This window comes from Rhizobium fabae, from assembly GCF_003985135.1.
GTDB classification, from domain to species: Bacteria; Pseudomonadota; Alphaproteobacteria; order Rhizobiales; family Rhizobiaceae; genus Rhizobium; species Rhizobium pisi.
Genome location: NZ_ML133648.1, coordinates 392,194 through 415,346 on the forward strand (window position 1 = coordinate 392,194; position 23,153 = coordinate 415,346).

Annotated in this window: 20 protein-coding genes and 4 pseudogenes; 11 read left to right on the forward strand and 13 right to left on the reverse strand. The window is 59.0% G+C overall.

Annotated features, from left to right (window positions below; translation table 11 throughout):
* Positions 1-153 precede the first annotated feature (153 nt).
* A complete protein-coding gene (locus tag EFB14_RS10460; RefSeq protein ID WP_245438226.1) occupies positions 154-471 on the reverse strand; it encodes a response regulator in 318 nt (105 codons plus the stop codon).
* Positions 470-751 (reverse strand): annotated as a pseudogene (locus tag EFB14_RS33365) (histidine kinase); the annotation flags it as partial. The pseudogene EFB14_RS33365 and the gene EFB14_RS10460, both read right to left, overlap by 2 nt.
* Before the next feature lie 1,122 nt (positions 752-1,873).
* Here EFB14_RS33365 and EFB14_RS10470 point away from each other — a divergent pair.
* The 3 genes from EFB14_RS10470 to EFB14_RS10485 all read left to right on the forward strand — a co-directional run bounded on the left by EFB14_RS10470 (position 1,874) and on the right by EFB14_RS10485 (position 6,448).
* Positions 1,874-4,171, forward strand: a complete 2,298-nt coding sequence (locus tag EFB14_RS10470) for a PBP1A family penicillin-binding protein (protein WP_125842969.1) — start codon at positions 1,874-1,876, stop codon at positions 4,169-4,171.
* A 437-nt stretch (positions 4,172-4,608) separates the two neighbouring features.
* The gene (locus tag EFB14_RS10480; protein ID WP_126825075.1) at positions 4,609-5,283 is read left to right on the forward strand and encodes an XRE family transcriptional regulator; all 675 of its coding nucleotides are present in this window, start codon (positions 4,609-4,611) and stop codon (positions 5,281-5,283) included.
* A 154-nt stretch (positions 5,284-5,437) separates the two neighbouring features.
* Complete coding sequence (locus EFB14_RS10485; protein WP_126825319.1) at positions 5,438-6,448, forward strand: Lnb N-terminal periplasmic domain-containing protein; 1,011 nt, start codon at positions 5,438-5,440, stop codon at positions 6,446-6,448.
* A 199-nt stretch (positions 6,449-6,647) separates the two neighbouring features.
* Here the strand turns inward: EFB14_RS10485 and EFB14_RS10490 are convergent, their stop codons facing one another.
* Positions 6,648-7,031, reverse strand: coding sequence for a hypothetical protein (locus tag EFB14_RS10490; RefSeq protein ID WP_126825078.1), 384 nt, complete (start codon positions 7,029-7,031; stop codon positions 6,648-6,650).
* Here EFB14_RS10490 and EFB14_RS33370 point away from each other — a divergent pair.
* Positions 7,018-7,134, forward strand: a pseudogene (locus EFB14_RS33370) (DUF1515 domain-containing protein); the annotation flags it as partial. The gene EFB14_RS10490 and the pseudogene EFB14_RS33370 sit on opposite strands and share 14 nt — an antisense overlap.
* A 28-nt stretch (positions 7,135-7,162) precedes the next feature.
* On the opposite strand, the pseudogene EFB14_RS33375 reads toward EFB14_RS33370, so the two are convergent.
* Together EFB14_RS33375 and EFB14_RS10500 are read right to left on the reverse strand one after the other, a co-directional pair.
* Positions 7,163-7,339 (reverse strand): annotated as a pseudogene (locus EFB14_RS33375) (HEPN domain-containing protein); the annotation flags it as partial.
* A 38-nt stretch (positions 7,340-7,377) separates the two neighbouring features.
* Positions 7,378-9,150, reverse strand: coding sequence for a hypothetical protein (locus tag EFB14_RS10500; protein WP_126825081.1), 1,773 nt, complete (start codon positions 9,148-9,150; stop codon positions 7,378-7,380).
* A gap of 263 nt (positions 9,151-9,413) precedes the next feature.
* Between EFB14_RS10500 and EFB14_RS10505 the strand changes: the two genes are divergently transcribed.
* The gene (locus tag EFB14_RS10505) at positions 9,414-9,881 is read left to right on the forward strand and encodes a hypothetical protein (RefSeq protein ID WP_125842963.1); all 468 of its coding nucleotides are present in this window, start codon (positions 9,414-9,416) and stop codon (positions 9,879-9,881) included.
* Between the two features lie 28 nt (positions 9,882-9,909).
* Positions 9,910-10,402: pseudogene (locus tag EFB14_RS10510) on the forward strand (CYTH domain-containing protein).
* 4 nt (positions 10,403-10,406) lie between these two features.
* On the opposite strand, the gene EFB14_RS10515 reads toward EFB14_RS10510, so the two are convergent.
* From EFB14_RS10515 to EFB14_RS10525, 3 genes are read right to left on the reverse strand one after another with little or no spacing between them, the layout of a single operon-like run.
* Positions 10,407-11,345: a DUF2950 family protein gene (locus EFB14_RS10515; protein WP_125842961.1), complete on the reverse strand. Its 939-nt coding sequence runs from the start codon at positions 11,343-11,345 to the stop codon at positions 10,407-10,409.
* A gap of 29 nt (positions 11,346-11,374) precedes the next feature.
* Positions 11,375-12,754 (reverse strand): DUF3300 domain-containing protein, encoded by a 1,380-nt coding sequence (locus EFB14_RS10520; protein ID WP_126825084.1) that lies wholly within the window; start codon positions 12,752-12,754, stop codon positions 11,375-11,377.
* 42 nt (positions 12,755-12,796) lie between these two features.
* Positions 12,797-13,111 carry a hypothetical protein gene (locus EFB14_RS10525; protein WP_125842957.1) on the reverse strand — a complete coding sequence of 105 codons (315 nt, stop codon included), beginning with the start codon at positions 13,109-13,111 and terminating at the stop codon, positions 12,797-12,799.
* A 321-nt stretch (positions 13,112-13,432) separates the two neighbouring features.
* On the opposite strand from EFB14_RS10525, the gene EFB14_RS10530 reads away from it, so the two are divergent.
* From EFB14_RS10530 to EFB14_RS10550, 5 genes are all read left to right on the forward strand, one after another.
* Entirely contained in the window at positions 13,433-13,774 is a 342-nt protein-coding gene (locus tag EFB14_RS10530; protein WP_125842955.1) for a DUF3302 domain-containing protein, read from the forward strand.
* Positions 13,774-14,931 carry an HlyD family secretion protein gene (locus EFB14_RS10535; RefSeq protein ID WP_125842953.1) on the forward strand — a complete coding sequence of 386 codons (1,158 nt, stop codon included), beginning with the start codon at positions 13,774-13,776 and terminating at the stop codon, positions 14,929-14,931. The genes EFB14_RS10530 and EFB14_RS10535 overlap by 1 nt, the downstream gene beginning before the upstream one ends.
* A gap of 33 nt (positions 14,932-14,964) precedes the next feature.
* Positions 14,965-16,674 (forward strand): SulP family inorganic anion transporter, encoded by a 1,710-nt coding sequence (locus tag EFB14_RS10540; protein WP_126825088.1) that lies wholly within the window; start codon positions 14,965-14,967, stop codon positions 16,672-16,674.
* A gap of 26 nt (positions 16,675-16,700) precedes the next feature.
* The gene (ppk2, locus tag EFB14_RS10545) at positions 16,701-17,543 is read left to right on the forward strand and encodes a polyphosphate kinase 2 (protein ID WP_125842948.1); all 843 of its coding nucleotides are present in this window, start codon (positions 16,701-16,703) and stop codon (positions 17,541-17,543) included.
* 139 nt (positions 17,544-17,682) lie between these two features.
* Positions 17,683-18,837, forward strand: coding sequence for an AI-2E family transporter (locus EFB14_RS10550; protein ID WP_126825090.1), 1,155 nt, complete (start codon positions 17,683-17,685; stop codon positions 18,835-18,837).
* A 61-nt stretch (positions 18,838-18,898) separates the two neighbouring features.
* Here EFB14_RS10550 and EFB14_RS10555 read toward each other — a convergent pair whose 3' ends face one another.
* The 5 genes from EFB14_RS10555 to potE form a co-directional block, all read right to left on the reverse strand.
* The gene (locus tag EFB14_RS10555; RefSeq protein ID WP_125842944.1) at positions 18,899-19,135 is read right to left on the reverse strand and encodes a hypothetical protein; all 237 of its coding nucleotides are present in this window, start codon (positions 19,133-19,135) and stop codon (positions 18,899-18,901) included.
* A gap of 135 nt (positions 19,136-19,270) precedes the next feature.
* Positions 19,271-19,579, reverse strand: coding sequence for a potassium channel family protein (locus tag EFB14_RS10560; protein ID WP_183604828.1), 309 nt, complete (start codon positions 19,577-19,579; stop codon positions 19,271-19,273).
* Positions 19,580-19,632: 53 nt separating this feature from the next.
* Positions 19,633-20,727, reverse strand: a complete 1,095-nt coding sequence (gene cax, locus EFB14_RS10565; RefSeq protein WP_126825093.1) for a calcium/proton exchanger — start codon at positions 20,725-20,727, stop codon at positions 19,633-19,635.
* 108 nt (positions 20,728-20,835) lie between these two features.
* Positions 20,836-21,762, reverse strand: a complete 927-nt coding sequence (locus EFB14_RS10570; protein ID WP_126825096.1) for an amino acid ABC transporter substrate-binding protein — start codon at positions 21,760-21,762, stop codon at positions 20,836-20,838.
* 17 nt (positions 21,763-21,779) lie between these two features.
* Positions 21,780-23,138, reverse strand: a complete 1,359-nt coding sequence (gene potE / locus EFB14_RS10575) for a putrescine-ornithine antiporter (protein ID WP_126825099.1) — start codon at positions 23,136-23,138, stop codon at positions 21,780-21,782.
* Positions 23,139-23,153 lie beyond the last annotated feature (15 nt).

The window sequence follows — 23,153 nt, forward strand, 5'->3', positions numbered from 1 at the left end:
GGCGACGCTGGAAGAGAACGGGCAGCCGCCAACCCGGCGACTGGTCTATCAAATCCAGGTGGTAGCCGCGTGACGGCATGGAAGCTCGAACTCCAGTTCCGCCCGAAGCCAATGTTTCAAGCTGCAAGCCAGCTTCGGCGCTGAGGCGGCTCCTTATGCGGTAGGAATCCTAAAGTTGCCCGAAAGCATGCCTGCCATTGCGTCTGCGATCGTATGATTGCTGTAGGGCTTTGAAAAGAACCGGCTTCCCTCGGGGAGGCTGCTCTCTTCGAGTATTGCCATGCCTGAAGCAACGATCAACTTCACCGGCGGCCATCGATTGCGGATGTAGTGGGATAGCTTGATGCCGTCCATCGTTCCGGGCATCTGCACGTCGGTGAACACCAGGTCGATGTCGGCTCTCGATTCCAGGATGCGGATTGCCTCGTCGGCATTGCTCGCCTCGAGCGCCTCGTAGCCCGCCGATTCCACGTTTGAGGTCGATTTCGTAAGCCTCGATCCTTGCACTACGGGACGCTGTCGCTTTCAGCAGCGAAGCGAGTTTTGGCATTGCCCATTCGCCGTTTCCGAGCTCGCTGAGCGCTCTGCCGGGAATTGTCGCAGGATCTATCTCGAAGGTCCGGCAGAAGGACGTGCTGGCTGCAATAACCTTCTGGTCCGCGGACAGGAAAAGCAGCGGTTCGTTCGATAAGACCACCACGGCAAGCGTGCTTGCCGCTTCGAGATGGACAACCGGTTCTTCTTTTGACATGGAAATGGCCCTCATGGGCCGAAAACTCGCGCAGCGAGCCATCACTCGGCAGGAACGTCGTCAACACAAACCACGGACGCTCTGACATACAGCAGCACCTCCACTGTAGATCAGCATCACACTTAATTGGCACGGCCGGTCACAGGGCGTTCCTACCCAATACTCGAGATATCGGCGCGGGCAAGGTTCAGGACAGTACAGCTATTTTTGACCTTGCAGACGGAGCAGGGCCTCGAGCGATCGCGCTGTGGCTTGGGTGAGGCACTGTCTGAAGATCAACTGACCGATCGGATGCTTCCCGAGCGTTCAAAAAGGCCCCGCCGAGACGGGGCAAGTTTGGTAAAGACGGATCGCACAGGAGGAACACCCGTGCTTTCCTACCTATCTAACGGATAAGGGATCGGCCAGGTTCCCGGTACAATCAAATAACGATGCCTGTAAAGAAAACCCCGTCAGAGCGGGGATCAAGAAATTGGGTGTTTTATAGGCATAACGCGTCATGGTGTTACAAGGATACTTTGTGCATCCTCTGTATCTTTTCAATAAATAATACTTTTTAGAGTTCTGTGTCCACAGATTTTCTTTACAATTAAAGAGTTCATTATTTGATTTCGCTCGAAAATACAAATTGAGCAGTGTTTCGATAAATAGTTTGTATTATTAGGTGGGCCGCTCAGCGAGCACTTGCTGAACCCCAAGCATTGAAATCTCCTGTGCGTTGGGCGGCCGCCACCTCAAACACCACTAGAGTTACAGGGCGTCCTGCAGACCATTAAGCTGGGCTTGTCAGATTAGCAGCCGGATCAAAGCGTCCTCATCCGTCACGATGGAATTTGGGGGCTGGACCAGCCTCCCTCTATTTGCATCGGTCATTTCGATGCCTGGGCGCCCAGGCCCTCCAAAACCTTCTTCGGCCGGCTTAGAAAAGGTGTTCCAATTCGGCGGGGATAGGGATGCCGGCAGCTTCTATCGCTGCTGGCTATGGGCGCCTTGGCATTCCTGCAATCCCGCACTTATCGCCACAGGGAAAACTCCTCGGAGCCATTGGAATCTTTTACGATAGAACCCTCAGCATCGCCCGGCTATAAGTTCACGTTTACTTTGGCCTTCTAGCGGTAGCCCATGCCTAATCCTCCCAAATCCTCAGGCGAAAGCGTTGACAACTCGAGCACGGGTCGCAATCAGCCCGCGGATACGGCAACTCAAGTGACCGCCTCGGATTCGCCGGAAACCACCCAGACCGACAGCCCGCAATTCCCCCACGGACCCTTCTTCCAAACTCGACAGGCCGCGAGCAATCTACTACGTGCGCTGCGCCACGATTTGCATGCAAGTTCTGCATTGGCAAAGACCAAGACGATGGCTTCGTTTTTGAGAACGAAGCTAAGGAGGTTGATGCGGCTGGAAAACATATCAGCTCCCACCAAATGGATGACGACTGCTGCGATCAAAGTCGGGCGCGGCATTCGTGATCGGCGTACCAAGCCGCGCGAAAGTCGCCGGCGCCGATGGCTTCCGGCGAACTGGTGGAAATTCGCTGTGGGGGCGGCCTTGCTTGTCAGCTTTCTCGCATGCAGCGTGCTGGTGTGGGCACTAAAAGACGTGCCGTGGAGCGAGATCCGTCACGGGACGTTGAAGCCTATCGTTGTTCTGGAAACCGCTGACGGTGCGCCGCTGGTAAGGCAGGGACCTTATCAAGGGCCATATGCGCAATACGACCAGTTCCCGCCCCATCTGATCGATGCCGTCCTTTCAATTGAGGACCGCCGGTTCATGAGTCATTTCGGCGTCGATCCACGAGGGATCGGGAGGGCGTTTCTCCGGAATTTGGAGGCTGGCTCAGTGGTGGAGGGTGGCAGCACGATCACCCAGCAACTCATCAAGCTGCAATACCTCGACAGCGATCGAACGATAAAGCGAAAGATACAGGAGGTTGTGATCGCAGTCTGGCTGGAGTGGAAGCTCGGCAAGAGGGAAATCCTGACGCGCTATCTCAACAGCGTCTATCTTGGCGCGGGGGCCACTGGCATGCCTGCCGCCGCGCGAATCTATTTCAACAAGGATATCAGCGCCCTTAACCTGCCGGAGTCGGCGATGCTGGCGGGGTTGCTGCGGGCGCCAAGTCAATGGAATCCTATCGACAATTTCGAAGGCGCCCGGCAGCGCACCACAGTCGTTCTCGACGCGATGGCAACAAATGAAAAGATCACCGCGCCAGAGGCGGCGGAGGCCAAGGCGAGCTTTACCAAGCTGCATCCAACGACGCCAACGCCGCGCTCGGGAAGCTGGTTTGCGGACTGGATTTCGCCGCAAGCGAGCGAAATCGCCGGTTCCTCGCCAGGTTCGACGACGGTGCGAACCACGCTGGTGCCGCAATTGCAGCAAATCGCCGAACGGGTCGTGAAAGGAGCCTTGGACGGTGAAGGAAAGACAGTCGGAGCATCGCAGGCCGCGTTGGTTGCGATGACGCCCGATGGCGCGGTCGTCGCGATGGTTGGCGGGCGCGACTACAAGGCAAGCCAGTTCAACCGCGCCGTCACTGCGATGCGCCAGCCGGGTTCCACCTTCAAGCTGTTCGTCTATTACGCAGCATTAAAGGCTGGGCTCACCTTGTCTGACCAGGTTCTGGATGCGCCAATTGACATCAATGGCTGGTCGCCAGAAAATTCCAGTGGCAATTATCGAGGTTGGGTTACGCTTGCCGAGGCGTTCGCGCGATCACTCAATGCCGCTTCAGTGGCGCTTGCCGAAGAGGTTGGTTTGGACAATGTGATCGCTGCAGCGCGTGAACTGGGCATCGATGCGCCTCTCGTCAGCACCCCGTCTTTGGCGCTTGGGACATCCGAAGTAAATCTGCTTAACCTCACAAGCGCCTATGCGTCTGTCCAACTCGGCAGGGCACCTGTTAAACCCTGGGGCATCATCGAATTTCAAGCGGCAGGGCAGCCCAACGTGTTTCGAGTTGGCTTACAATCAAAGCCGAATGTCGATCTTTCGCCCTACCAATCCGATCTCCTCGGGCTCCTGCAGTTGGTGGTCGAGCGCGGCACTGGGCGTGAAGCAGACCCTGGCTCGTTCGCAGCCGGCAAGACCGGCACCAGCCAGAACAATCGCGATGCCTGGTTCGTCGGCTTCACGGAATCGCTGGTCGTCGGTGTCTGGGTTGGCAACGATGACGACGCACCGATGAAGGGGGTGACGGGCGGCGCCTTGCCAGCGCATATTTGGCGTGACTTCATACGGCAGGCGACGGCCGAACCTACCCTGGATGGAGTGCGATCGACAGGAGCGGCAAGCGATGGTCAGGGCGTGCCACAGTCCTGTAATATCACCGCCTGCTCGCGCAGTTACCGTTCCTTCCGGCCGTCCGATTGTACCTATCAGCCATATTCCGGCGGCCGACGGCTCTGCGAAAAGTGACGTGGCGCGGTCGGATTCGGCGCGGCTCGTGACCGCGGGCGAGATTATGCGGTTAGTCCACGCGTGGGCCGCTTCGAAGGACAAATTTGCGTATATGAGTTACCGCCATCACAAGCGGATTGCTCCAAACTTCGCATCGCTTGGATAATGCTGGAGCGTCGCAACGGCCCGCCGCTTCGCCTCCCGAACGCGGTCAACGCAATCATCACGGCCTTCGCCCGCTCCATCGCCTCTTCATCGTTGAGACCGTCCCTGCCGGCCACGCTAACAGTTACGGCATCGCCGTCGTCACCGGCGGAGCGATACATAGGCGCGATCGCCAAAGGCCTCGTCCATTTTCCTGAGCTGCGGCAGGCCGAAAGAGGTGATTTACGAACTTAACAAACTTGACGAACTGTCGTATCCTGCCTAGGTTATAGCGCAGGAGGCCGAAGACCATGCCCGCTACGAAAACTCTCGCCAACGAACCCCGAAACGATTCTCCCACCATTGCGCTCTCGATGAAACTGCCACGGAAAGCCGATTTCGAGAAGGCGCTGATCAGACAATACGCCAAGGCGGTTAAGCTGAGCCGAGAAGCCGGCCATCAGGTCAGTTTCCGCGTCGTCGTGGATCCGCTGGTCGGAGCGCAGACGATTTCAGTCGTTGAAGAAGAGCCGCTGCCTCATCAGGATGTGTTTCCGGTAGAAGAGGTGCCAGAGCTGGATGACGAACTCCAGGCAGCGTTGGTCGCCGCACGGGAACGTGGCAGGCGTCGCGCGGCGGAAATTCTCGCGGAGGACGATATGCTCAGCGCGGAAGCGTTCGCGGACCTGCTCGGCGTTTCGCGCGTCACCGTCAACACAAAGCGCCAGAACGGGCAGGTTCTCGGTCTCGACGGCGCCAAACGAGGCTTCCGTTTTCCGTTATGGCAACTCGATCGGGACGGTCGGCCCTATCCTGCGCTTCCGAAATTGCATGAGGTTCTGGGCGGTGCATGGGCGGTTTACCGGTTCCTTGTCACGCCGCACGGGGCTTTGGATGGCCGGACGGGTATCGACGCGATGAAACGCGGTCAGGACGACGAAGTAGTTGCAGCGGCTGAGAGTGTCGCCCGCGGTGATTTTCGCTGAAAGACCGCAGTCAAGCCACCCGCAGGTTTCGAGAATTCCCCGCTCGATATCGAGACCATTCCTGCCGGCCGTCTAGGTTCTGGGCTTCGAGTCCGGAAACCGATAGGGTCCATGATCAGGACGGATGCTTCAAACTCGTTTGGAAAAGCAAAAAATGGTTCGACCGGTCCGTGCGATCATCATTGCAGCGCTGGTGTTGCTTGTCGCCTTTGCATCGGCCTGGTCGTCGCTCGCGCTTTGGTACCGCTTGCCGTTGCCCGAGGTTGGCAGGCACGCCAGCGCCATCTTGTTCGGGCTTTTTGGCGCCTGGGTCATCGTGGCTCTCCTTGGCAGAAGGCGCTTTCGTGCAGTCCTCGCGTTTGCGGCCGCGTTCGTCCTTGTCCTCGTCTGGTGGAGTACGATCGAACCGCCGGCAAATGGCGCGTGGGCTCCGGACGTCGCTCGTCAGGTCACCGGCGAATTCGACGGTGAGCTGTTGACGCTGACAAATGTCCGCGATTTCCAGTGGCGCAGCACCACCGACTTTACGGAACGATGGACGACACGCAGTTACGACCTGAACAAGCTGAAGAGCGTCGACATGTTCATGTCGTATTGGTCAGGTCCGAACATCGCGCATGTCATCATGAGCTTCGGCTTCGACGACGGCCGCTATCTGGCGTGGTCCATCGAAGTGCGTCGCCTTTCCGGAGGTTCGTTCTCACCGCTGGCAGACCTCTTCAAAAGCAGTCCCCTGGTCATCCTTGCCGCAGACGAAAGGGATGTGATCGGTCTCCGCTCCAATTTTCGTGGTGAGGACGTCCAGATCTATCGCCTGAGGGCGTCGCCGGGGGCTGCGAGGCTTCTTCTGCGCGAATACGTTTCCGACGCAAACACCCTCGCGGCCACGCCCGCCTTCTACAATTCGCTGACGACCAACTGCACGACGACCATCGTCAAGATGATGCGCGTCGCAGGCGACGCCGTACCGACGGACTGGCGCCTTATCGTGAACGGATACCTGCCGGAATACGCCTATGACCGGGGCGCGCTGGATACCTCGGTTCCCCTGTCCCAATTGCGGTCCGCCGCACACATCGCTGCAAGGGCGCAAGACGACGGTGTTTCGCCGAATTTCTCGCGGGCCATTCGCGTCGGTGTTCCGTCACCGCAGGGCGCGTTGTGAATCTCGCCGAAGCATTTGAGCGTGATCGGCGGTTCGCATCCTTCAATACCCCTAAGTCAACGAGGCAGCTTTCAGTCCGAGGCGCGCAATGTGGCCGCCGGTCGGGTCGTGAGCGCCAAGCGCATGTCTTTCCAAGCAGAAAAATCCACGCGATGCGACGGTCTTGTCGTGACAACGCGGCACAAGGCGGTGCTATCGCCTAATGTTGTCTCATCCCGCCAAGTCGAACTAACGCATACCCCGCGCCGCCCATTTGAATCAGAAGGTCTGCTCTCATTTCCCTGTCGGTGACGACCTTGATTTTGGTCCATTTGTCTATCGTTGTATCGAACGGGACAGGCAAGCCTTCTCTCAGCAAGAGGGTAAGCTCAGGTGCTCTTTCCGACTTGTAGATGCAAATCCTCATCGTACGGCGCCCCAACTGCACAGATTTGTGACAGTTATATTGCAGTGCGTTATCAACTATTGCAATGCCGCAAGACATTCTCTCTGCAAATATGTCGAGGTATGTTTCCGCTGCGAGGAAAACCACCAGGCAGTGAAGCAGCGCTTGGGGCCACAGGAAGGCGCCGGGCTGCGGCATCTCAGGTCTCATAGCCTTCGCCGGCCTCACTATTGGCGAGGTTGTCGCCTATGCCAGCGATGGCGCTGTGGCTTGGGTGAGGCATTGGCTGAAAATTAGCTGACCGATTGCATGCTTCCCGAGCGCTCAAAAAAGGCCCCGGGTTCTCTGTGCTGGTTGCGAGGAAAGGCCTCGATCAGCCGTCGGTCATGCTCCTCGGCGAGCGAGCTTAGGAACATGATGTTGTGGGAGGGCGGGCCGTGATTGGTGAGTGTAAGGAGGATACAAGAATAGGCCTGCTCGATCGATTGATGCAGGCTGAAAGCGGACAAGTTTCCCCAAACGACACCTCCTTCGGACCTTTGCCCTATTGCACAGAAAGGCCAGCGGCTTCTATTCCCGAAAGAAAACGCTTTTGATCTTCGGTCCGAGCCAGCCGCCTGGCGACCTCCTGCCTGATGTTTGGCATCAATGCGGGTGCCTCGCGCCTGATCCAATCAAGCTGTTCCGCTGCTTCCTGCTTTTTTCCAAGCGTGCCGAGAATGGAGAGCAATACGAGACGATGCATCGGATTGTAATTGAGATCCGACATGCGCGACCACAGTTCCGCAGCCTGCGTATCACCCCGCATGAAGGCGCAGAGCGCCATTCCGACCTCGTAATATCCGCGTGGTCCGGCATTCTTGCCGACTGCCTCTGAAATCAGTGTGCAGCCTTGATCCCATTTCCCCGACATTGACAGGCGCAGGCCGTATTCACCCGCCACCTCGGTATCGTTGGGATTGCTGGCATAGGCGGCGGCGCCGGCACTGAGGGCCCCGGCTGGATCATTGTCGAAAAAGTTTGCAAGCATCAGTGCCTGAAGCGCGCGTGCATTCCTCGGGTCGAGTCGCACGGCTTGCTCGGCAAGTTCCTTCGCCAGGCTGAGCGTGGCGGCCGTCGATTTCGTGTGAAGTTGGTATGAAAAGCGGAACTCGTCGAGATGGATCAACGAAAGAAGGGCCACGATATTGGAATCGGCCGGCATTTTTTTCACGGCCTGCTGCAGGCAGGATTTTGCCACCTCGTGAGCCTGCATGGTCATTTCGCTGCGGTAGCTGTAGTAGGACAGAACGCATGAAAGAGCGTCCGCGCTTCCGGCGATGGCCGCGGTATCGGTCTGGAACATCACGCCGAATGGACGCGCGACCGCCGTCGCGATATCCCCGGCAAGGCTTGCTTGCGTTTTCGGGATGCCTTGCACCTTCATGTCAGCATCATAATCGCTTGCCCAGATGACGGCGGCATCCGCCCGCCGCACGAGTCTGGCTGTCGAGCGCAGCTTGCTGCCTTCGATCCGCACACTTCCCTGGAGGGCGTAGAGCGGCCGTGACGAGGCTTCGCCGTATTTATTCCGCGGCATGTCGGTGACGACAACGATATCATTGAAGCGCACCAGCTTCTCGATGATGTCGTCGGTCATGCCGCGAGAGATGTCGGAGGCAAGGCTCCCGTCAGAGACGCTTTCAAAACGCTCGACGATAATGGTGGGGCGATTATCGGCTCCTGATGTCGTTTCGCGTTCCGCGCTCGGCAATCCGACCTGCCGAAGGAGAGCCGCTGCCGAGGCCAGGACAATCACCGCGCCCGCTGCAAGAAGCCAATATCTGCCGGGCCAGAAGCGCCGGTCCGCCTGTTCCCGGCCGATCGTATCCGCGGCCGTAGTGATCTGGCCGTTATCGTCGCCTGACGAGCCGGGCCGATCGGACTTCTCAAGCGCCGATCTATCAGTGGGTTCAGCACCGCTGACGACATCGAAGACCGGCGCGTAGCCGCCCTTGGGGATGGTGATGATGATCCGGTCCGCATCGCCGGCGGTCAGGTAGTAGTGTTCCAGTTCCCGTCTCAGCCGACCAGCTTCGATGCGAACGCAGGGATCCTGCTGGGCATCGAAGTTCGCGTCTCTGCCAAAAACGGCCTGTGCGATGGTAAAGGCCTTCAGGTAGTCGCGACGGCCCTCAAGCGTTTCCGTGACCACGAATTCAAGGAACCTCCTTGCCCGTTCGGGAAGGCGGAACTCCCGGCTGGAAAGAATGCGCTCGAGTTGCTGCTGCACCTCCTCCTGTGAGGTGGTGACCCTGTTTATGCCTGCACTCGTCATCGGTCCCCCCAGACTCCGATTGCGAACAACCAGCAGCACGCAGCCCTAGAGAATAGTCCCCGTCCAGCGTGACGGCAATGCCGCCCAGCCGAATAACCTAACCAATACTGAACGAAGCCCGTGAATAGCCAAATGATGGACGTAAGTCACAGTTTACGAAATGCACGCGTAGGATACCGTATTCTACCAGCGTCGACATGTATTTTACTGCCTTAGCCTCCAAGCGCGCTCTATCATCGCCGTGTATTCTGGAGGAGCCTGCGATGACATCACCTGAGACCTCTACACCCCAACCCATGACAAGCGCAGAGGAACTGCGCAAACGCGCTCTGGAGCTTCAGCTTCTCGAGATGGAGCGCAGCGAAAAGATCAAGGCGCGTGAAGCAAAGAAACACGCCGAGTTTGTCGAGGATTTCTTTCGCAAGCAGATTGGCGAAACAGAACGCGCCGTCATCAAGCGGCTGGTCATGAAAGCAGCCGCAGACGGCAAATACGAGGCGCTGATCTACAGCTTTCCGTCGACGTTCTGCACGGACAGCGGCCGGGCCATCAACAACAATCTGTCCGGATGGCAGAAGACGCTGCAGGGAAAGGCAAAGGAACTCCTCGAGCTCTTCGAGGAAGTTGCCAAACCGCAGGGTTATGGGCTGAAGGCCATGATCATCAACTTCCCGGACGGCATGCCCGGAGACGTCGGTTTCTTCCTCACTTGGGAGCCGCCTGTCGAGTGACCGGCAGCAGCATGTAGAGGCGATCAACTTGAAAGCGATCGAGATCGAGCGCAAGTTCCTCGTGCGTAACGAGAGTTGCCGGCGCTTCGCATGTCCTGCCGCAGGCTTATCTGTCTCGCGATGAGAACTCCGTACGTGTTCGCCTGATTGACGGCCGTTCTGCTTGCCTGACGATCAAATTCCGCACAGTGGGGCTCGCCAAGGACGAATATGAATACGAGATTCCTGTCGAGGAGGCACGGGATCTGCTTCTCCATGCGACCGGCCATGTCATTGAAAAAACCCGCTACCGGGTACTGCACGAGGGCAGAAAATGGGATGTAGACGTCTTTGCCGGAGCCTATGAAGGGTTGACGCTCGCGGAGTTTGAAATAGCGAGCGAATATAACCTGCCGCCCCTACCGCAATGGCTAGGGCGGGAAGTCACGGGCAACAAACGCTATTCCAATCGCGCCATGGCGGTTGCATCATGCAGCCGCCTCTGGGTACATGCGGCGGCCGACGACGGCGCTACGCTGTAAGACCCTATTCGCTTACAATAGTCCAATTGGCGTCCGGATTGAATTCCTTGATTGCGGCGGCGCGCTGTTCCGTTTGTGGCCCCAAATCGCGTTGATAGATCGCGCTCATCCCGTTGACGACAAAGGTCTGCACGCCGGTTACCCGATATTTGACCGGCCAGGCGATGAGCGCAAAGCCACCCGTCATATAACCATTGATGACGTAGCTCTGTTTGCCGCCCAGCACGTTGTCGCCCTGGGCGGTCAAAATGCGATAGCGGTATCCGAAATAACCTTCCCCGCGTTTGGCGGCGCCGAAGGCGGCCGTCTCGACCAGCGCGCTTGCCGGGCTTTCCTCCGCATAGACGTTCTGGTCCCAATAGAGGCCGTCCAGCTTGCCCGGACTGCTGATCAACTTTTTGGCGAACTCATAAATACCGTCACCATCGCGATCTTCGGACGCATATTGATACTGCGCTGCCACATATTCATGCATCGTGTCGATCGTCGCGAGTTCGTTTTCGCCGATGCGCCGATTGATGATCTCCTGGAGGCCGCGCTGCGTGTCGAAGGACCACTTCCCGTCCTTGTCCTTAGTCAGCGGAAACGGCAGAGGCCAGAGGCGATTGCCGATCACGACGATCTTGGCACCTTCGACGTCTTTCAAGGTCAGTTGTCGCTCGGCGCCTTCCCGGATCAATCCATAAGCGATCATAGCCTCGTTGCTCGAGCGCAGCCTGTCTGCGTTCAGGCCGAGCAGATCCCCAAGATCCCCGATATTGTTGGAACCGAGCACCGACTTCAGCCGGTCGAGTGCAAGAGACGGGCTGTCGAATTTCGGTGCGGGCGTTGCCGCCTTGTATTCGGCGAGATCCGTCTGCACCTGCGAAAGCGCCGGCGTCGTCGGCATCGTGCAAAGCGCTGCTGCAAGCATGAGCGGGACTACCATCGATTGATGTCTCATGATGTAACTCCATGGGCTCGTAAGGGGTGTCATCGCCGCCCGCCGCCGCCACGGCCGCCACCGCCACCGCGGCCGCCGCCACCACCGCGGGACGGCATCGGGCGCGAGTGATGCTGGGGACGGGCCGCCGGGCGGGCGCCCATGCTTTGCGCGCCTCGTTTCGAGGCGACGTTCTGCTGGCGGCCGGACTGCACATTGCCAAGTGCGCTCGACTGGCGTCCGCGATTGTCTGGCCGGGCGGCCATTTGCGGTTTGCTGGGTTTGTTGACGGATCTCTGTGCGGGGCGATTAGCCGAATTTTGAGGACGGGTTTCTGGCCGGGATACGTTCTGACGATTGGCGGCCGTCGGCCTGTTCGCCTGCGGTTTGGCCTTCAGCCCTTGCGCCGTGTTTTTTCGGATATCGTCCGCACGAGCGGCCGTCCCGCGATTGCCCGGCCTTTGACCCGCCTGGATATCTGCGGCCTTGTTGCGCAGTTGATTGCGATTGTCGGCCTGAAGCCCCGATTTGATCGCCGACCGGTCCAGCTTGGCAAGCTGGTCCTTGCCGATGCTCAGCTTACTGCGGTCGACATTCGCCCAGTCGACGTCGTTCCACTTCATTTTTCCGTTGAAGTTACGATTATTCAGGCAATTGTTGCAATCGATGTCGATATCGCCGCCGCCCCAGCGACCGCCCCATACGCCCCAGTCGTCCCAATTGACGACGGCGGCCCAGGCAAGCCCGGTGACCGCGCCGGCAAAGAACGTGGCGCCCGGATAGTAGTAGCTGTCGTAAGAATCGGGATAATAGGAAATCGGCGCCGCGGCATAGTCTGGTTCATAAAGCATTTCCGGCGGATATTGCGGGATATAGATCTTCTCGGGATTGGTCGGCCGGATAATGACGTTGTCGTTTTCGGTGACGACCGTCACCTTGTCGTCCGTCTTGATGATGTTCTTTGCCACCGCCTCGTCACGAAGCTGCTGGATGGCAATCAGCACGTCCTTCTGCTGATTGGCGAGTGCATCGGCGAGTGATTGAGTCCAATCGAGATCCTCGCTCATCATCTTGACGATGTCAGGGTAGTTGAGCAGCGAAACGACGCTGCCGTCCCAATCGCTTTTGGGCTTGAGATCGGCATTTTTCTTTTTCGCTTCCAGGAAGCGCTGCGCTTCGATGATTTGCACGGGAAAGAGGGAGGCGGCCGAAATCGCCGCGACCAGTTCGTCCGGATAAAGCGCGATCCGCGCCACCAGCACCTCGAGTTCATCCTCCGAAAGAAGGGCAGCCGCAGGCTGTTCTGGGCTCGGCTGGGTGGGCGCCGCAGCCGGCGCAGGGGCCTGTGCTCGTATGGGAAAGGCTGGCTGCAGCGCAATGATCGCCAGAGCGGACAACCCACCAAGCAGTTTGCGGGAAATTGCTTTCATCGCACATGGACCTCCCTAGAATCAGTTGAATGACGGATGCGTTCACGGAGATTTCGGGCCGATGGCGGGTGACCGCCGGAGCATTACAATTTTAGATTGTGAAATCGCCTCCCTCATCTCTTTCAACAAGGCATCGACCAGGCCTGCATATTCGAGCCGCCGCGCTTCTCTCAACGTGTCGGGCAACTGTTCGACATGCGCCAAAGCCTGCGCCGCGGCAGCGAGATCCTCGCACATGCTGTGAAAAGCCTCATCGACGTAGAAAAGCCGCTGCACCAGCCTCGCCTGGTCGGGGAAATAATCCTCTGCCGTTTCAAGAGCGGACAAATATGTCGAACTACTTTCTCCCGACGCCATCTCCGCCCCCGCCGACGAAACTGCACTAAGCAGTGCGGAAACTATATAACAGGCGGACCGTCTGGAGACGTAAAATACGCGATCCTACGGTGCTCGGCCTCTGAAGACGCATCCCATGCGCGATACGAGACGGCAAACGGGATTCGCCTCGCCGATCTCGCTCGTTTCCTTCCACGCCGACAAATCCCCCGGGCGGATCGTCCGCGAACGCCCCGATAGAGATTACGCGATGCTACGGGCCTTTGCGCCGAAACGGGCCTACTATTCCACCTTCGCTTTGCGATCGACGGCTCGGGTAAGCCAAGCCGGAAGGGAGGGGTCGTGTTTCTCGACTATTTTGCCTTGGGGGTATTGGCCTTTGTCGTGGTCACCCTTTTCTATGCCGTGATTGCCATTCACGACATTCCGCATCTGATCGCCAAGGCGCGCAATCACCCCCATCAGGATGCCATCCATGTCGCTGGATGGGTCAGCCTCTTCACGCTTCATGCGATCTGGCCGTTCCTGTTCATCTGGGCGACGCTTTACCGTGAAGACCGCGGCTGGGGTATCCGTCAAGACGGAAAACTATCGGCGGAAGCCGAAGCGAATGCGGAAATTGCTCGTCTCCATGCCCGGATCGCCGAGCTTGAGGCGCAAACGCCGGAGAAGGAGACCGCCTGATGGATCTGCTCCTCGTACTGACCTATGCCGCGATCTGCTGGACGATCTTCAAAGTGTTCAGGATTCCGGTGAACCAGTGGACGCTCGCGACGGCCGTCCTCGGCGGGATCTTCCTCATCTCCACCCTGCTGCTTTTGATGAGCTACAATCATCCGTATTCGAGCGACGGGCGCATTTATTTCACTTCGGCTCCCGTTATTCCCGTCGTCGGAGGACAGGTCGTCGAGGTGCCGGTGACACCGAATGCGCCCCTGAAGAAGGGCGACATCCTCTTTCGCATCGATCCCCGGCCCTATCAGTTCACGGTTGATCAGAAGAAAGCCGCGCTCGCCGAAGCCGAGCAGTCGGTTCTGCAATTGAAAGCGGCCTTGGATGCAGCCAATGCGGCGGTCACGGGCGCCGAAGCCTCAAGGGACAGGTCCCAGCAGGCCTTCGAGAAATTCCAGCAATCGAACGAAAATGCAAAGTCGAGCGGCAAGGGTGCCGTCTTTTCCGAACTCGAGGTGGAAAACCGGCGCGGCATCTATCTGACGTCGGAAGCTACGGTCGACACCGCCCGCGCACAAGCCGCGCAGGCAAGGCTCGCCTACGAGTCTGACATCAACGGAACGAACCCGACGGTTGCAAGGCTGCAGGCGGAGCTGAACAATGCCGAATACGAGCTTGATCAGACGGTGGTGCGGGCGCCGTCTGACGGCTACGTCACGCAGGTCTTCCTCCGCCCTGGAATGATGGCCAATCCCCTTCCGCTGCGGCCGGTCATGGTCTTCATCGACAGTCAGGACCGGATGCTGGGGGCAGCCTTCATCCAGAATTCGCTGCAGCGCGTCCACGTCGGCGACGAGGCGGAGGTCGCCTTCAAAGCCGTGCCCGGCAAGATATTTAAGGCGCGGGTGCAAGAGGTCATCGATGTGATGGCCCAGGGCCAGCTGCAGCCGAGCGGCGCGCTGATCGACCCGCAATCGCCCGAGCGCCTATCGCCCGGACAAACGCTGGCTCGGATCGAGCTGCTCGAAAACACCGATGATTATCAACTGCCGGGCGGCGTGGTCGCGGAGGTCGCAGTCTACACCCATCATTGGCACCATGTCGCCGTCCTGCGCAAGGTGCTGCTGCGCATGAGCAGCTGGATGAACTACGTGTTCCTCGAACATTGATGCGCGCCAGCGGCAAAGGATAAGGAGCCAGCGGTGATAGAGAGTCTTCCGATGTTGCGGGGCTTGGCCGGCTTCAACAAAGACTGGCTCCGCAGTGACATTCCGGCCGGACTGTCGATCGCCGCAGTCGGCTTGCCGAGCGCCATCGCCTATCCCGCCATCGCCGGCCTGCCGCCGGAGACCGGCATCTATGCCAGCATCATTGCCCCGATCGCCTATGCGATCTTTGGTCCTTCCCGGCTTTTGGTCGTCGGGCCAGACGCCGCGACCATGACCGTCCTGGCGGCCGCCATGGGTGCCATCATCGCGGCCGAACCCACGACGGCAGGTACCGACAGGGTCGCTATCGCGTCGGCCCTTGCGCTTGGCGTCGGTGTCTTTTGCATTGCGGCGAAATTGCTGAGGCTCGGCGTTCTCGCGAGCTTTCTGTCCCGTCCCATTCTGGTGGGTTTCTTCGCTGGCGTATCGCTCTCGATCCTTGTTGGACAAATCGGTCGCTTCACCGGAGTGAAGATCGAATCGGAAGGACTGATCCCGCCGCTCGTCGAAATGCTCGCCAAGAGTAGCCTGATCCACTGGCCTTCGCTCGTTCTCGGCCTCTTCATGTTCGCCCTGTTATGGATCGTCCGAGCCTTCCGGTTCAGAGTTCCGGGCCCTGTCCTGGTGGTTGTCCTCTCGGTCGTCCTTTCGGCGATCTTCGACTTCCAAGGCCGGGGCATTGCAGTTGTCGGCGATATCCCAAGCGGACTGCCGCGCCTATCCCTGCCTGCATTGCATCAGATGCCTCTCGACAAGATCGTACTCGGTTCGGCCGCGATCTTTCTCGTCAGCTTTGGCGCCGGCATCGTCGCGGCAAGAAGCTTCGGGTCACGAACCGGAGAGGAGGTCGACGCCAATCAGGAATTGATCGGACTTGGTGCGGCCAATATCGCGCCCGGCCTGTTCGGCTCGTTTCCCGTCAGCGTCTCGGATTCTCGAACCGCGATAAATCTGTCGACGGGCGGCGTCTCTCAGGTCGCAGGGCTAGTGTCGGCCGCGACGCTGATCGCAGCGCTCGTTTTCCTTCACAGTGCGCTGCGGATACTCCCCATTCCCGCGCTCGCCGCAATCCTCGCAACGGCGGCGATCAGCCTCATCGATATTCACGAATTGAAAAAAATCTGGCGCATCAGCCGCATGGAATTCATTTTTGCGCTGATCGCCATGTGGGGCGCAATCAGCTTCGGTGTTCTCAACGGCGTCATCGTCGCGGTTGCGGCAACGCTCGTCTATCTCTTGCGTCAGACGATGTTTCCCCGCGACGGTCTTCTTGGCCGTATCGATGGGCGGCACGGCTTTTTCGATCTCGCCCGTTTTCCGGAAGCTCACCCCATCGAGGGGGCCGCCGTCTTCGCCATCCAAGGCAGCATTCTGTTTTACAACGCCGATTACGTGCGCATGCGGTTGACATCGGTAGCGAAGGGACTTCCTGCCGAAACCAGATGCCTCGTACTCGATGCCAGCGCCGTCACGCATATCGACAGCACCGGCGCAGCCGCGCTCGATGCCGTGGCCGAGATCCTGGCGAAGCGAAATATCGTCTTTGCAATGACCGACCTCAGCGAACAAAGCCGCGGCATCCTCGAGCGCGCGGGGGTCGTCGAAGCGATCGGCGCCCACAATCTTTTCAACGGCAGGGAAGAGGCGTTGCAAGCGCTGATCGGACGTGTCGGCGAGGCCGGCAGCACCGCGTCGGCAGGCTAGGATATGTTCGCGCAAGGGAGAGAGAAATGGACGAGAATTACGAGCCCGCAAAGACGGATGGAGAGGCAGGCCGCGTCGGAAAGGATAAGAAGAAAAAGAAATCATGGGATTATGACAAGGAGATCGAGCGCCTGCAGGTCGAGTTGGCTCATTTGCAAGCCTGGATCAAGAAATCCGGTGCGAGAGTCGTCATCGTCTTCGAGGGGCGGGATGCCGCCGGCAAAGGCGGCATGATCAAGCGTATAACGGAAAAGGTCAGTCCACGGGTCTTTCGCGTCGTGGCATTGCCGGCGCCCACCGACCGCGAGAAATCTCAGATCTACATGCAGCGTTATATCGCTCATATGCCGGCCGCTGGCGAAATCGTCATATTCGACCGTAGTTGGTACAACCGCGCCGGCGTCGATCGTGTCATGGGATTCTGCAGCGAAAAGAAGGCGCAGCGCTTTCTTGAATTGGCGCCCCGCTTCGAGGCTGCGATCGTCGAAAGCGGCGTCGTTCTGCTGAAATACTTCCTGACGGTCAGCGAGGAAGAGCAGGAACGCCGTTTCAGGCGCCGGATCGACGACCCGACGCGACAGTGGAAACTCAGCCCTATGGATGTTGAATCCTATCAGCGCTGGTGGGACTACACGCGTGTCTATGACGAGATGCTGCGGATGACCGACAGCAACCATGCGCCGTGGTGGGTTGTGCCCTCGGACGACAAGAAGCGTGCCCGGGTCAATTGCATCTCGCACATCCTGCAATCAATCCCTTATGAGCGTGTGAAGTTTGAAGCACCCGATCTCGGCAAACGTCAGAAGCGGCCGGCGGATTTCATGGAGGACCGTAGCATCCGCCATGTTGTGCCGGATACGACGTCATAAGACGACCTCAGCCTGGAGCAATTCCAGGCAAAGCGCGAAGCGCTTTTGCCGGGAATTGCGTCAGAACAAAAGGTTAGAGCGGTTCTGCGTTTCCGCGAAAAGCTGAACCGCTCTAGAACATGGCGGACGGGACGCAACGATGGAGAATACAGGCGATACGGCGGCGCAGGGAGCCGGGTCAGGGCAGATTTCGATAGAGGCGAGAATAAGCGACCTTGTCCGATTGGGCATTGTCGGGCTTTTTGCCTACTGGACCGTCGTTCTGATTGCTCCCTTTGCGCTGATCGTCATCTGGTCGGCCATCCTTGCGGTCGCCCTTTTCCCGATATTCGAGGCGCTTTCCAGGCTGATCGGAAACAGGCCCGTCATCGCGGCCGCAATTATTGTCGTCTTTTGTCTCGTCCTGATCATTGCGCCCCTGGCCCTCGTTGCGGTGAATTTTGCCGACACCGCGCAGGTGTTGATCGACAAGTTACGGACGGGGAACTTCACGCTCCCTTCAGCGCCGGACGCCATTCGCGAATGGCCTGTCGTCGGCGAGCGGATCCACGACGCGTGGAATAAGATTGCAGGCGATCTGGCCGCTACCATCGTCAAGTTTCAGGCGCCCATTCGTGAAGTGACGGGCGTTATCGTCACGAAGCTTGCCTCGATCGGCGGCGGCGTTTTGAGCTTTGTCGTTTCGATCATTCTTTCGGGCGTATTGCTCACGCGGTCAGCACGCCTGGCTGCAACCATACAGGTGCTGGCAAGCCGGATCGCCGGTGAAAAGGGCGTCGGCTTTGCCCGGCTGGCGGGAGCTACGGTGCGCAATGTATCGCGGGGCGTCATTGGCGTTGCCTTCCTGCAAGCGCTGTTATGCGGGCTGTGTTTTACCCTTTTTGGTGTTCCGGCGGGCGGGCCTTTGACCTTTCTTGTGTTCGCCCTGTGCCTGATGCAGCTCGGGCCTGCGCTTATTCTTTTGCCGGTCATCGTTTGGGCGTGGTTCTCCTGGCCGACATGGATCGCCTTGGCTTTCACCGTCGTGGCGATCCCCATCATGATCGTCGATAACATACTGAAACCGATCTTGATGGCGCGCGGCCTCTCCACTCCAATGCCGGTGATACTGATCGGCGTCATCGGCGGCACCTTGTCACAAGGCCTGCTGGGGCTGTTTTTGGGGCCGGTCGTTCTCGGCGTCTTCTACGAACTGCTGAAAGCCTGGGCCTGGCCTTCGGGTTCGACTGGATCGGAAAATAGCCGCCCCGCGAGATTCGATGCTCAATCGGAACGCATCGAACACCCGCAATGACGGCCCCGTCGAGGCAGGCGAGATCCCCTCTGGGATAGATCGCCAGCGGCGCTGGCGGGACTCACCGGTTCTTGCAGTAGACGACGACCTCCTGCTCTATTTCGTGGCAGAGCTGTTCATATTCGATGATCAGCTTCTCGTCCCTCGGGCTCCTACTTCGGAACCGCTCCAGTGCATCGACGGCAAGATCGTAGGATTCAAACATCTCCGCGAGCGCTTCACTGGTCAAGCTCTCCAGAAGATGCCGGATATCGGGGAGTCGCAACATTAGTTTTCTGCGGCCACGTTCTTTGCTCATGGATCAGCTCCGCATTCAACACACCCCTGCAATGGATTACGAAGTCACCAAGATATCGGATCGTTCCCCGAGATCACAAATAAAATGTACGAATTTGGAAACGAGAGCCACGTGGCGCCGGCAATCTGGCGAGGTCTAGCTGTCGTCTCGGTCCGTCACGCTCAGGGCCTTTACTGTGACGGCTGCAATGACGCCGGTCAGCACGATCCCTGCAAAACCGATGACCAAAGCCAGTATTCGGGCCGAAACATGTTTGGGCGTGAAGTCGCCGTAGCCGATGGTCAGTCCCGTCACGAAGGTAAAATAAAGCGCTTCATCGATCCGCCAATTCTCGATCCGCCAAATTGCAAGTCCGGATGCGACCATGATCGACACGATGCCGGAAAGGATCGGCCAGATGACACGAAGCTGCTCTGCGAGTGCAATGAAGAACAGCCTTCTCATCTGCCGGGTATGATGTCCGCCGCCCAATCGCGCCCGTCTGGGAACGCGGGACCTCATCGTACTGCCGGCGGCAGGACGTACAGTGTTATGGCGAAAATCATATACACCATCAGCACGAGCACGCCGACAAACCATGCGGATCGCCCGCTGTTGGTGACGAACATCGCAGTCACCGTCGCAAGAAACATCATCGTCACGGCACCTGGCCAGAATTGCAGATCCATCGGTGACGGACCGATGAAATAACTCATCAAGACCAGAACGGGCGCAACGAACAAGGCAATCTGGGAAGCGCTCCCGAGCGCGATGCCCACGCTCAGATCCAGCCGGTTCTTGCGCGCGCCTGAAAACGCCGAGGCCATTTCGGCTGCGCCGCCGACCAATGCGACGACGATGAAACCGACAAAGGCGGGGGTCATTCCGAAGGCTTCGGCCGCTTCCTGCACGGACTCGACGAAAATCTCGCTCACCAGGGCCACGAGTACGGTGACGCCGGCAAGTGTGCAAAGAGCAAGACCAATCGGCCACGGCGCTTCGCCGGCCTCGGCATGTTCCGTTGAAGAAAAAAATTCCCGATGCGTCCGAAGCGTGAACAACAGCCCAAGCCCGTACCCGACGATCAGCAAGGCAGCGAGGCTGAGACTGAGCGTTTGAGTGACTGGCGCGACCGATGCCGTGTCCAATTCGCCAAGCGCCGAAGGCATCAGCAGCGCGACTGTGGCCAGGAAAAGCAGGCCGGATTGAATACGCGCACTGGCCCGGTTGAACTCCTGAATGTGGTATTTGAGCCCGCCGAGCAGAAACGAAGCACCCAGCATGAACAGCGTGTTGGTAACGATCGCTCCGGCGATGGATGCCTTCACCAGCGTATATTCGCCGGCCTGCAGGGCAGCCAGCGCGATAACCAGTTCGGTAAGATTGCCAAGGGTCGCATTCAACAGCCCACCCGCGGCGTCACCCGTCTTGGCGGCAACGGATTCGGTCGCATGACTGAGCAGGCCGGCCAACGGGACGATGGCCAGCACCGACAGGACGAAAAGCGCCGTATGGGCCTCGGGGAAGAGCGCCGCAGCTGCGAACACCACCGGCACGGCGGCCAGCAGCCAGAGCATGGGGCTATCGCGAATCTCTTTAAAAAGGAGGCTCAACTTTCACTCCCGTCTGATCACCTGGATGGCGATGATCTGTTGCCGCTCTCTCCTGGCCGACGCCGATGATCCCTGTCTTGCTCGGTCTTTTCTACTCTGCTCGTGGCCTCATTCCGGAAGGGCCGTCTGCCGGAAGAAGGTCACGACTGCGTCGTCAGGTTGCCCAAACCATGTTGTAAAAAACGCCCGGAAATTCTGTGCTGCATAGGCCTGGCTCAGTGCGCGATCGACGGCGAGGCGAAAATCCTCGTCCCCGCGCGCCAGCTCGAGGCCGAGGGGTTCGTAGGTGAAATGACGCTCAAGGATGATGAGATTACCGGAATTGTCGCTGCGGGCGGCGGCATCCATCAGAAGTGGCATGTCGCCGAAGAGTACCGCCGAACTGCCGTCCAGGACGCGCTCTATCCCCTGTTGATAGTTGCTCACGGGCGTCGCCGTCGCCGCGAGCTGAAACGTCTTGATCTTGTCGGACAGCCAGCCTTCGCTTGTCGTTCCGGCTATCGAGGAGAATGTCTTGTGCTCGAGGATCGTGCGGGCCGGCGCGCCGCGCCACACGGGGCGGCTTGATGGCTCGCCATATTGCAGAACCTCGCGCAGGGCCAGCGGAGCACTCGCATTGAGCAGCGCCCCGGTGCCGCTCGGGAAGATCGGCAGCGAGAATGAGACCTGCTGCCTGCGACTGAGCGTCACCGGCTCTGCCCCGCAGACAAGGTCCACCGTGCCGTCCTGTATGGCACGCAGCTTGGCGTCGCCTGAAAGGGAAACCCATTCCACGTCGAGCTTCGACAGGTTCAGCTGCGCCCTCAGGCTATCGGCGATCCGGTCGCAGAGGGCAACCGCATAGCCGTCGGGTTTGCCCTGCTGGGCATCGAATGAAAAAGGCCTCGCGTCGGGGTCGTAGCCGAATTTCAGCGCGCTGGTCGTCCTGACGCGCTCGAGCGTCTGTGCATGGGCGGGCGGTGCGACGGCCGAGGCGGCCATTACGGCGAGGGCAGAGGCGGCAATTGCCGCCCAGCGACCATTTCTCCCTGACATGTTTGGTCCTCCCTGTGTTATTCGGCCGGCGCCCGGTTCACGCCGCTGGCGAAACGCGGGGCGATAAGCCCGTAAATGATGAAACCGATCCCTGTGACGATCATGCCGCCGAGTACCGCATCCTTGCCGGAGGCATAGATGGCGAAAACGCTGTAAGCCATGCCGACCAGGGCGATGACGGCGTTCAGCCTGTATTTCGCCTGGGGCACACCGGCAGCCTTCATCATTACGAACAGCGCTGAAAGCGCGATGATATAAGGCAGCACATTCGTCACGACGGCGAGATTGACGAGAGCGGAGAACTGCTCGCTGAGCGTCGGTGAGATGGTCATCAGGGCGAGACAGGTCTGCACGATGCCGAGAATGATCATGCCGCTGACAGGTGCACCCATCTCGTTAACCCGTGAAAATATCGATGGAAACATCCTCTCTTCCGCAGCAGTCTTGGCCGTCTGGGCGATCGTGAACTGCCAGCCCAGCAAAGAGCCTAGGCAGGCAAGCACCGCCAGCGCCATGACGATCGAACCGATCGTCGAATTGAACATCGTGGCATAGGCCAGTGCGAACGGCCCTGTGGAGGTGGCGAGATCGGCATTTGGCACGATGCCCTGGATGACCGTCGTCGACAGAATATAGATGACGGCGGCGCCCAGCGTGCCGAACATGCAGGCGAGCGGTACGTCACGCTTGGGATTCTCGACGGCATCGGAATTCTGCGCGGCGGACTCCATGCCGAGGAAGGCCCAAAGCGTCAGCGAAATGCTCGATCCCATGCCTTGCGCAAGCGTCAGGCCTTTCGGATTCCAGGCAGCGCCGAATGTGCTTGAACTGAACCAGAGCCAGCCGATGATCGACAGCAGCCCGACCGGAAGGATGACGCCCCAGACCGTAATCGAGCCGATACGCCCGGTAATGCGCGGCCCGCCGAAATTGGCAGCCGTGGTCAGCCATAGGAGGATGATCAGCGCCACGCATGTCATGATGGGCGTGGACGTCAGTATAGGAAAAAATCCGGCCAGATAGCCAACGGCCGAGATGCCGATCGCGACATTGCCGACGGCAAGTGAAAGAAAATACAGGAAGAACACCATGAAGTAGCCGTCTTTCCCGTAGGCATCCTCCGCATAGGCGGACATGCCGCCGGGACGCTGGTTGAACAGCCCGGCCTGGGCGAAGCCATAAGCGATCGCCATCGAACCGATAGCGGTCACGAGCCAGGAAAGCAGCGAGATCGCGCCGACCTGGGCCATGTTGGCGGGCAGCATGATAATGCCCGACCCCATCATGTTGACGGCAACGATGAAGGTGAGCTGCATCAGGTTCATCTTTTTCTTGGTCGTGGCCTCGGCCGCGAGATGCATTGTGTTGTCGGTCATGACGAAACCCTCCCT

Excerpts from the sequence above, each read along its gene's own strand:
- EFB14_RS10470 (WP_125842969.1), top strand. The coding sequence starts at position 1,874 with ATGCCTAATCCTCCCAAATCCTCAGGCGAAAGCGTTGACAACTCGAGC.
- ppk2 (WP_125842948.1), top strand. The coding sequence starts at position 16,701 with ATGGACGAGAATTACGAGCCCGCAAAGACGGATGGAGAGGCAGGCCGC.
- EFB14_RS10555 (WP_125842944.1), bottom strand. The coding sequence starts at position 19,135 with ATGAGCAAAGAACGTGGCCGCAGAAAACTAATGTTGCGACTCCCCGAT.
- EFB14_RS10480 (WP_126825075.1), top strand. The coding sequence starts at position 4,609 with ATGCCCGCTACGAAAACTCTCGCCAACGAACCCCGAAACGATTCTCCC.
- EFB14_RS10500 (WP_126825081.1), bottom strand. The coding sequence starts at position 9,150 with ATGACGAGTGCAGGCATAAACAGGGTCACCACCTCACAGGAGGAGGTG.
- EFB14_RS10560 (WP_183604828.1), bottom strand. The coding sequence starts at position 19,579 with ATGAGAAGGCTGTTCTTCATTGCACTCGCAGAGCAGCTTCGTGTCATC.
- EFB14_RS10490 (WP_126825078.1), bottom strand. The coding sequence starts at position 7,031 with ATGCCGCAGCCCGGCGCCTTCCTGTGGCCCCAAGCGCTGCTTCACTGC.
- EFB14_RS10570 (WP_126825096.1), bottom strand. The coding sequence starts at position 21,762 with ATGTCAGGGAGAAATGGTCGCTGGGCGGCAATTGCCGCCTCTGCCCTC.
- EFB14_RS10485 (WP_126825319.1), top strand. The coding sequence starts at position 5,438 with ATGGTTCGACCGGTCCGTGCGATCATCATTGCAGCGCTGGTGTTGCTT.
- EFB14_RS10535 (WP_125842953.1), top strand. The coding sequence starts at position 13,774 with ATGGATCTGCTCCTCGTACTGACCTATGCCGCGATCTGCTGGACGATC.
- EFB14_RS10505 (WP_125842963.1), top strand. The coding sequence starts at position 9,414 with ATGACATCACCTGAGACCTCTACACCCCAACCCATGACAAGCGCAGAG.
- EFB14_RS10515 (WP_125842961.1), bottom strand. The coding sequence starts at position 11,345 with ATGAGACATCAATCGATGGTAGTCCCGCTCATGCTTGCAGCAGCGCTT.
- EFB14_RS10525 (WP_125842957.1), bottom strand. The coding sequence starts at position 13,111 with ATGGCGTCGGGAGAAAGTAGTTCGACATATTTGTCCGCTCTTGAAACG.
- potE (WP_126825099.1), bottom strand. The coding sequence starts at position 23,138 with ATGACCGACAACACAATGCATCTCGCGGCCGAGGCCACGACCAAGAAA.
- EFB14_RS10520 (WP_126825084.1), bottom strand. The coding sequence starts at position 12,754 with ATGAAAGCAATTTCCCGCAAACTGCTTGGTGGGTTGTCCGCTCTGGCG.
- EFB14_RS10550 (WP_126825090.1), top strand. The coding sequence starts at position 17,683 with ATGGAGAATACAGGCGATACGGCGGCGCAGGGAGCCGGGTCAGGGCAG.